Annotated in this window: 9 protein-coding genes; 3 read left to right on the forward strand and 6 right to left on the reverse strand. The window is 66.1% G+C overall.

The window, feature by feature from the left end; translation table 11 throughout:
• Positions 1 to 50 precede the first annotated feature (50 nt).
• The 3 genes from ACZYZ5_RS11190 to arr all read left to right on the forward strand — a co-directional run bounded on the left by ACZYZ5_RS11190 (position 51) and on the right by arr (position 1,698).
• The gene (locus tag ACZYZ5_RS11190; protein WP_463901796.1) at positions 51 to 383 is read left to right on the forward strand and encodes a carboxymuconolactone decarboxylase family protein; all 333 of its coding nucleotides are present in this window, start codon (positions 51 to 53) and stop codon (positions 381 to 383) included.
• 8 nt (positions 384 to 391) lie between these two features.
• Positions 392 to 793, forward strand: coding sequence for a cupin domain-containing protein (locus ACZYZ5_RS11195; protein WP_463901797.1), 402 nt, complete (start codon positions 392 to 394; stop codon positions 791 to 793).
• A gap of 494 nt (positions 794 to 1,287) precedes the next feature.
• The gene (gene arr, locus ACZYZ5_RS11200) at positions 1,288 to 1,698 is read left to right on the forward strand and encodes an NAD(+)--rifampin ADP-ribosyltransferase (RefSeq protein WP_463901798.1); all 411 of its coding nucleotides are present in this window, start codon (positions 1,288 to 1,290) and stop codon (positions 1,696 to 1,698) included.
• Between the two features lie 151 nt (positions 1,699 to 1,849).
• On the opposite strand, the gene ACZYZ5_RS11205 is transcribed toward arr, so the two are convergent.
• The 6 genes from ACZYZ5_RS11205 to ACZYZ5_RS11230 form a co-directional block, all read right to left on the reverse strand.
• Entirely contained in the window at positions 1,850 to 2,062 is a 213-nt protein-coding gene (locus ACZYZ5_RS11205; protein ID WP_463901799.1) for a cyclophilin-like fold protein, read from the reverse strand.
• A gap of 1,013 nt (positions 2,063 to 3,075) precedes the next feature.
• Positions 3,076 to 3,231 (reverse strand): hypothetical protein, encoded by a 156-nt coding sequence (locus tag ACZYZ5_RS11210; protein ID WP_463901800.1) that lies wholly within the window; start codon positions 3,229 to 3,231, stop codon positions 3,076 to 3,078.
• Positions 3,224 to 4,063, reverse strand: a complete 840-nt coding sequence (locus ACZYZ5_RS11215) for an IS110 family transposase (RefSeq protein ID WP_463901801.1) — start codon at positions 4,061 to 4,063, stop codon at positions 3,224 to 3,226. The genes ACZYZ5_RS11210 and ACZYZ5_RS11215 overlap by 8 nt, the downstream gene beginning before the upstream one ends.
• Positions 4,064 to 4,253: 190 nt before the next feature.
• On the reverse strand, positions 4,254 to 5,234 hold the full coding sequence (locus tag ACZYZ5_RS11220; RefSeq protein ID WP_463901802.1) for an aldo/keto reductase: 981 nt from the start codon (positions 5,232 to 5,234) through the stop codon (positions 4,254 to 4,256).
• Positions 5,235 to 5,397: 163 nt separating this feature from the next.
• Complete coding sequence (locus ACZYZ5_RS11225) at positions 5,398 to 6,261, reverse strand: SDR family oxidoreductase (protein ID WP_463901803.1); 864 nt, start codon at positions 6,259 to 6,261, stop codon at positions 5,398 to 5,400.
• Complete coding sequence (locus ACZYZ5_RS11230) at positions 6,254 to 7,216, reverse strand: helix-turn-helix transcriptional regulator (protein ID WP_463901804.1); 963 nt, start codon at positions 7,214 to 7,216, stop codon at positions 6,254 to 6,256. Before ACZYZ5_RS11230 ends, ACZYZ5_RS11225 begins: the two co-directional genes overlap by 8 nt.
• Between the last annotated feature and the right edge of the window lie 776 nt (positions 7,217 to 7,992).

Consider the following 7,992-nt stretch of genomic DNA (forward strand, 5'->3'; position numbering starts at 1 on the left):
TCTTCGGACCAACCGACCACTTCAGAGTTCAAATCGAAAGAAGGATCATCATGACTGACCAGCCCAAGCAGCTCGGCGGCGGCCGAAAGATGTTCGGCAACTTCGCTCCGAAGCTCGCCGAGCTCACCGACGACGTGCTCTTCGAGGACGTCTGGAACCGGCCCGAACTGAGCGCACGTGATCGCAGCCTCATCACGGTAGCCGTACTCACCGCCGGCGGGAACACCGACCAGCTGGGCTTCCACCTGGGTCGCGCCATAGAGAACGGTGTGACCCAGGAGGAGCTCATCGAAGCCATCACCCACGTCACGCTCTACGCCGGCTGGCCCAAGGGCATGGGTGCGATGGGCGTAGCCAAACAAGTCTTCACCGACACCAAGTAAGGAACATCATGAATATCGAACCCACCGTCCCCACCTCGAAGAACCCGGCGGCCCAGTTCGCCGGCGACGTCTGGCTAGACCCGATCGCCCTGCCCCACGAGTCCGGCCAGACGATGGTCGTCGCGACCGTCCGGTTCGCTCCCGGCGCCCGCACCGCCTGGCACTCCCACGTGCACGGCCAGTACCTGCGCGTCACCCAGGGTGTGGCCCGTTTCGGCGGCCGCGACGGCACCATCATCGAGGTCCACCCCGGACAGACTCTGTACACCCCGCCCGGCGAGGAGCACTGGCACGCCGCGGCTCCGGGCTGCTTCATGGAACACATCGCCATGCTCCAAAACGCCGAGGACCCGTCCAAGACCACCATCTGGGGCGAGCACATCACCGACGACGAATACAACGGCCGCTAACCAGCGGACACCATTGACCAGCCCGGGACGCTCGGGGGTTGCGTTTCTGATTGGCGTGCCGGTTCACTGCTTGGAGACAGCTTTCCGCAAACATCGGCCCACAGGCCATGATGTTGCCGCCCTCCCAACCCGGCGCGCCGCGTCGTCGCGCAAGTCATGCAGTTCCAAGCGCTCGGCCACGAAGTTGTAAGCAGCAACACCGCAATCCGGCCCAGTCCGGAACGAGTACGACCCGGTCCGAAGCCCAGGGTGTGCGCAAGGTGCCACTTCACATTTACCGTTCCAGAGCGCCGCACCCTACGTCGAAGGGATGCGGCGCTTGTTAGTACTGGCAGATCCACCCGCTGCAGCGCCGTCGAACCCCGTACACGACTGAACCCGGCGGGGAGCAGAGGCTTCGCTCACAGCCCGGAACAACCTACCCGCCTGAAGGATATTCACGGCATCTACCTCCCGGAGGCTATTCGACGAAGTCGTCGGCTTAGGCTGTAGCTGTGAGCCAACCGCTGGACGAGGGTCCGTTCTTTCACGGCACGAAAGCCGACCTCCGGGACGGTGACCTCCTTAGGGCAGGCTTCAGGTCGAACTACCGTCCCGAAGTCGTGATGAATCACATCTATTTCACCGCTCTTCCGAACGGTGCGGGACTCGCTGCGGAACTCGCGGCGGGTGACGGCGCCCCGCGCGTCTACGCCGTCGAGCCGACCGGGGCATTCGAGGACGACCCGAACGTGACGGACAAGAAATTCCCCGGCAACCCCACCCGGTCATATCGCAGCAGTGCCCCGCTCAGGGTCGTCGGCGAAGTCACCGATTGGACACGACTGGCGCCCGAGGCGCTACAGGCTTGGAAAGAACGCCTGGCAGCACTCCGTGCGGACGAGCGAGGCGAAATCATCAACTGACGAGGATCACGCTCCTGCAAGAGCATAGAACGTATGCGTACCCCTGAGAGGGCGACCTCACCAGGGATCACCGCCGTCAGCTCGGACTTGGCCCATGACAGAACTACCGTTGCCCTGACGGCCCACGGGGGCTTGTTCGATTGAGTCCCAGCTACCCCCTGGAGCTAATCGGCCCGACTCGGAAGGGCCCGGTTTCTGTGAGCCGGGAGGCGACTGCCCCGAAATACTCGATGCCGGCGTTCCGGATCGAGGGCACCATGACGGGCATCGATTCGATGAAGTCGCGGGCGGCATCGGAGTCGTTGAGCGTCGCGGCGATGGCGGTGCCGTCGATCGTGATGGTGATCGGCGTGGCACCGGCCACCTGCTCTGCGTTGGAGGCATGCGAAGATGCGACCGCCGCGGGCGTTGTGGCCGTGATTGTCGACGAGGGCGATGTGGTCTGCGTCGATGTTGACTCGGAGGAGCAAGCGGCAAGGGCGAGAACCGCGGCCGTTCCGATCAGCAGTGTGATTGCCTTTTTTCATGGTCAGTCCTCCTTCGGTGGTGTCTGGGGCAGGGCTGTCCCTGCCCCAGCGGCTGGTGGGGTCGCGTTGCGGATGGTGTTTCGAAGGGTCGTGGCAATGATGATCGACCCGGCGACGAAGGCGATGGCGGCCAGTGGGATGGTGGCGACGCCGAAGGAGGCGAGGGTGAGGCCTCCGACGGCCGCGCCCGCGGCGATGCCCAGCCCCCAGAGTGCGACAGTTGGTCATGGACTTCCTGTTTCCTGGGAGAGTGCCGCGGGCTTGCGACCGGAAGCGGACGCGGAGAGGGGGCGCGGATCGGGCATCCGCGCCCCCTCGTGCTGGTTAGCTGTCAGCCGGCGTTGGCGCCTGCCTGGGATGCTCGTGCCGCGGTCCAGCAGGCCTCACGGGATGCCCATCCGCGGTTTGGGCCGTGCGCCTAGCTGGCTATAGGTCGTGTCAAGTCCATGGACGGGGGCACGGCAGTGCGCGCCTCGGGGGCGGGGGGCGTTCGTAAGTGGGTGTGGGCGGCTGATGGTTTGTTGGCTGGGCCGGGGGTGGTTCCGGGTCCGCGCCCACGCTGACTTATCCGACCTCGGGCAATTCTCCGGGTCATCTGGCGTCGTTCGGGCTGCGGCCGGGGCGAAGGGCCGGGCGCCAAGCTAGGCGCGGCGTAACGCGTGAGCGTCCGCCATAGCGGAGGCGGCGTCTGGTCCGGCCCTTCGTCGGTTCCAGCGTCTCACCGTCGGCTCGGGTTGTGAAGGGCTGTCGTGCCACCTCCTTCGAGTCCGGAACCGGGGGGCTTTCCCGGCTGGCCTCATGGTGCGCCGCGGCCGGGGACAGCCAGTGCCCGGAAAAGGTGGGGGCGTGTTCACACCCAGCGGGCGGGGTCGTACGCGGCCCCGTCCCGGACCATGGCATACGCGATACGGGTGGCGCGGTGCGCCATCGCGCAGGCGAGGACACCGCCCTTCTTTCCCCGGGCCTTGAGCCCGGCGGCGTAGGCCCGGCTGGGCGGGTCAGCCAACCACAGACCCATGCCGAGATCGATCAGGGCCCGTCGCAGCGCCACGCTGCCTTCCCTGCTGATGCAGCGCCAGATCCGCGGCCAACACACGTCTCGCCACCGCAGCATCGGCGGTCGTCAGCGCGTCGCGGGCGGCCTCGACCAACTGTTCGGCCAGCGGTTGGCGGACCTGGAGGCCGCGGACGGCCGCGAACCGGACGAAGCGGCCCGCCCCCAGCGCCGCGAGCCGCTTCGGGTCGGCGAATTCAGCGGCCACGAGCCTGCCGACCTTGGTGCCAAGGACGTCGGGCAGGGCCAGGGTCAGTCCGGGGAACGCCCGGTCCAGCTGGCCCAGCAGCTGGTTCTTTGTTGCGGTCCGCGCCTGGACCCGGCGGGTCCGGTGCGCGGCCCACGCACCCAGCTCACCGATCACCGCCTCACGGGCAGTGACCGTGATCCCGCGGCCGGCCAGCACCAGCTCCGTGATCGCCTCCAGATCCAGGGCATCGGTCTTGACCCGCCGGCGCCCCTGGACCCTGCGCTGTTCGGCGACATGCGCCGGATTCAACTCGAGCACCTGCCAGCCTGCAGGCCACACAGACGGTCCCAGCAGCGGCCGGTGATAGTGCCCGGCAGCCTCGATCCCGACTTTCACCGGAACATCCGCACCTGCCAGTCTGCTTCTGATCAACGCGAGGACCCCCGCCAGGCCCGGCCCTGTCATCTCAAAGTCCACCGGACCCAACAAGCGGTGCCGGCCCGCATCGGTGACCGACAACGCAACCACCGCCTTGCCGACATCCACAGCCACAACCACAGGAAAATCAGTGGAGACCGCGGCCTGAACAGACATAACGAACACCTCCGAAGGTATCGGGAGGACCCGCGGATCAACCCGCCCGGGGGCCCCCCAAGGGAATCTGATACATCCCGTCCTGACATCTCCGGAGGTGTTTGGGAAGGAGTAACTCAACTCATATCAGCGGGGCGAGATTAGAACGGAGGCCGATTTCGGGTCGTCGCCCTGCATGATCGACACAAAATCAGCGGTCGATTGAGGCCATGTTGGCCTCGTCGTGGCGTTCCCCCGCGGCGGGCCGGAGGGCGTTCAGCCGCTCCAGCTGGTCACCGGTGAGTTCGATGCCGTCGGCCGCGGTGTTCTCCTCCACCCGGGTGACCCGGCGGGTGCCGGGGATCGGGGCAATGTCGTTCCCGCGGGTCAGCAGCCATGCGAGGGCGGTCTGTCCGGGGGTCGCGCCGATCTCGGCGCCGATGGCCTTCACCTCGTCGACGATCGCGAGGTTGCGGCGGAAGTTCTCGCCCGTGAACCGGGGGTTTGTTTTGCGCCAGTCGTCGTCGGAGAAGTCGTCGACAGAGCGGATCTGGCCGGTCAGCAAGCCGTGTCCGAGAGGTGAGTACGGGACGAAGCCGATGCCGAGTTCGCGCAACAGTGGCAGGATCTCCGCCTCCACGTCGCGGGTCCACAGCGAGTACTCCGTCTGCAGCGCCGAGACCGGCTGCACGGCGTGTGCCCGGCGGATGGTCTCCGGAGAGGCTTCGGACAGCCCGAAGTGCAGCACCTTGCCCTCGGCGATCAGGTCCGAGACCGCGCCGGCGGTCTCCTCGATCGGGGTGTCCCGGTCGATCCGGTGCTGGTAGTACAGATCGATGTGGTCGGTGCCGAGGCGCTTGAGCGAGCCCTCGACGGCGGCCTTCACGTTCGCCGCGCTGCTGTCGATCACGCCGGGACCACCGCCGGAATGGGAGACCAAGCCGAATTTCGTGGCGATCTTGACCTGGTCGCGGCGTCCCTTGATGGCCTGGCCGACGATCTCCTCACTCAGGAACGGCCCGTAGATCTCCGCGGTGTCGATGTGGGTGACCCCGAGCTCGAGCGCACGGTGGATTGTGCGAGTCGACTCCGCGTTATCCAGGGCGCCCTCGCTGGTGTACGTACCGGCCATGGTCATGGCTCCGAGTCCGATGCGGGAGACCTCCAGGCCTCCGAGGCGTGCGTTCTTCATGTCGTATTTCCTTTCGGTGTGGTTCTCATGCTTGGGACGTCGGCTGTGGCCGGTTTTTGGACAGGCGCTAGCCATGTGCGTCCCACGGAAGTGTTGTGGGAGTTGCTTGAACTGGTCGGCCGGCGCCGTGGGCTCTGGGACGCGGCCGGCGCCGATAGGGAGGTCAGGCGTCCTCGTGGGCGAGGTTGCTGGAGAGCTCGCGGTGGGTGTCGGCCTGGGCGTGGAGTTCCTTGGACCTGGTCTCGAAGACTCCGACGGCGTCGGCCCCGGCAGCGAAGCGCAGCGGCGGTTCATCCAGCTTGGCCAGTTGGATGAGGGCGTCGGCAAGTTTTGCCGGGTCCCCGCCCTGCAGGCCGTTCATGCCCTTCCAGGCAGTGACCGTCTGGCGGGTGCGCTCGGCGTAGTCCTCGATGGTGGATGCGGCGTAGCTGGTGGATTCCGGGGTGAGGAGCTCGGTTCGGAAGAATCCCGGTTCCACGATCATGGTGCGGATGCCGAACGGGGCGACTTCCGGGGCCAGGGACTCGGCCCAGCCCTCCACGCCGAACTTGGATGCGGCGTAGGCGGTCAGGAACTCCCCGCCGACGATGCCGGCGGTGGAGGAGATAGTGACGACGAGGCCTGAGCGCTGGGCCCGCATGACCGGCAGGACCGCGCGGGTGACGTTCATGGGTCCGAACATGGTGGTTTCGATTTGTCTCCGGAAGTCCTGCGGGGTGATTTCCTCGAAGAAGCCGGCGTAGAAGTTGCCGGCGTTGTTGACAAGCACGTCGATGCGGCCGAAGCGTTCGACGGCGGCCTGCACGGCCGCCTCCGCCGCTGAAGGATCGGTGACGTCGAGCTTGACGGCCAGCAGGTTCTCGCTCGCGCCCACGGCCAGGGTGACCTTTTCCGGGTTGCGTCCGGTGGCGACCACCGCGTGTCCGGCGGCCAGGGCCGCTTTGGCGATGTCGGTGCCCATGCCGCGGCCTGCGCCCGTGATGAACCAGACCTTCTGCTCGGTCCTGGCGTGGTTTTGTTCAGTCATGTTCTGTCTTTCCTGGTTTTGATGTTCCGGGCCGCGCGTGGGAGCGCAGATCCGGGGGAAGATCCGCTGGTGGTGGTTGTTCGAGCGGGGATGCGGCCCAGCTGGCGAGGAATGCCAGCGCATGTTCGGATGCGGAGCCCGGCTCAGCGGTGAAGGTGAACAGGGTCTGACCCTCATCGCCGGGAAAGTGAAGTGTCTCGAACTGCAGCGACAAGTCCCCCGCGACCGGGTGGTGGAAGCTCTTGGTTCCCGTGGTGTGGATCCGTACGTCATGGCCGGCCCACAACGCGGCGAACAGTCCGCTGCGTGTAGTCAGCTCGCCGACGAGCTCGTTCAGCGCCCGGTCGTGCGGGTTCCTGCCCGCTTCCGAGCGCAGCATCGCCACCGTGGTGGCGGCGATTGCTGGCCAATCGGGGTAGAAGTCCCCGGCGCCCGGATCGAGGAAAAGGTAGCGCGCCTGGTTCGGCAGCTGGGCCGGAGTCTCCGGACCAGCAGCTGCTGCCGACTCGAATACTGGCCCGTATAGCGCGCGGCCCAAGAGGTTGGCAGCCAGTACGTCCGAACGTCCGTTCTGCACCATGGCGACCGCTCCGGTCATCCCGTCCAGCAAACGCAATACTCCGGGACGGACCCGGTGCTGTGGTGGCCGGCGCGCCGTACGCCGGGGCGGCGTGTTGACCGTCCTCGCGAGGTCCATCAGATGCGTCCGCTCTGCCTCATCCAGCTGTAGGGCGGAAGCCACAGCGTGGAGCACTGAGTCCGATACGCCGCGGATGCTGCCGCGTTCCAGCCGCGTGTAGTAGTCCGTGCTCACCCCGGCGAGTTGGGCCACTTCCTCACGGCGCAGGCCCGGCACACGGCGCAGCTCGCCATAGTTGGGGATGCCGGCCTGCTCCGGGGTGATCTTCGCGCGCCGCGAGATCAGGAAGTCACGGATTTCTTCTCTTCTTTCCACATCCACCACGCTACGCAGGCTGGACCGACGGTGGCAGTGTCTATCAGACACCCCCACTTGAGGAGGATGCAGGTGTGGACCCTCATAAATTGGATGTCTCCTTTATGAAATGGGGATTATCGACCACCAACCGACACGGTGTTCGTTGCCGAGCTGTGGATATCCGAGAGCGCTCACCGCGCCGCCTTGGCAAAACACCTCACTGCGTTCCGCATGCCGGCCCTCACCGCGACACCATCCGCCCGGACTGGCACTGCGGGAAATCCGATACAGATACTGGAATCCTGGATTCGCGAATACCCCGCCCGCAAACTGTCCCGCTCAGGTTGGACAATCGCGATAGTTGCACTCTGGTCCGCGCAGATCGTTGGCTACGCCCGGAGGTCCACCAATGAACAGGATCTGGCAGCGCTGCGCATGGCGCTCACTCACTGGTCTGGGCGCCCTCGAGGGACTCATCAATGGTGACCACGGCGTGACCGGAAGGAACGGGACGGCCGGGACTGAACGAAGCCCTAGCGGCTGTCCGGGCGGGCGACACTCTGGTCGTCAAGAGAAGGAGCCGGCAGGCCGCAACGGTCACCGAGAAGAATGGGCGCCGTAGGGGCCCACAGCGTTTCATGCCCAGTAGGTGCCCGCAGGGACGGCTTTCGTGCCGTCATGCCCGGCGCCAGAGCGCGGGACGTAGAATTTCGGTATGTCCGCGACACGCGTTGTTGAGATCGAACGGAAGTTTGATGTCGAGGAGGAGGCCCTTCTTCCTTCGCCTCAGGATT

The organism is Pseudarthrobacter ribosi (genome assembly GCF_055412865.1).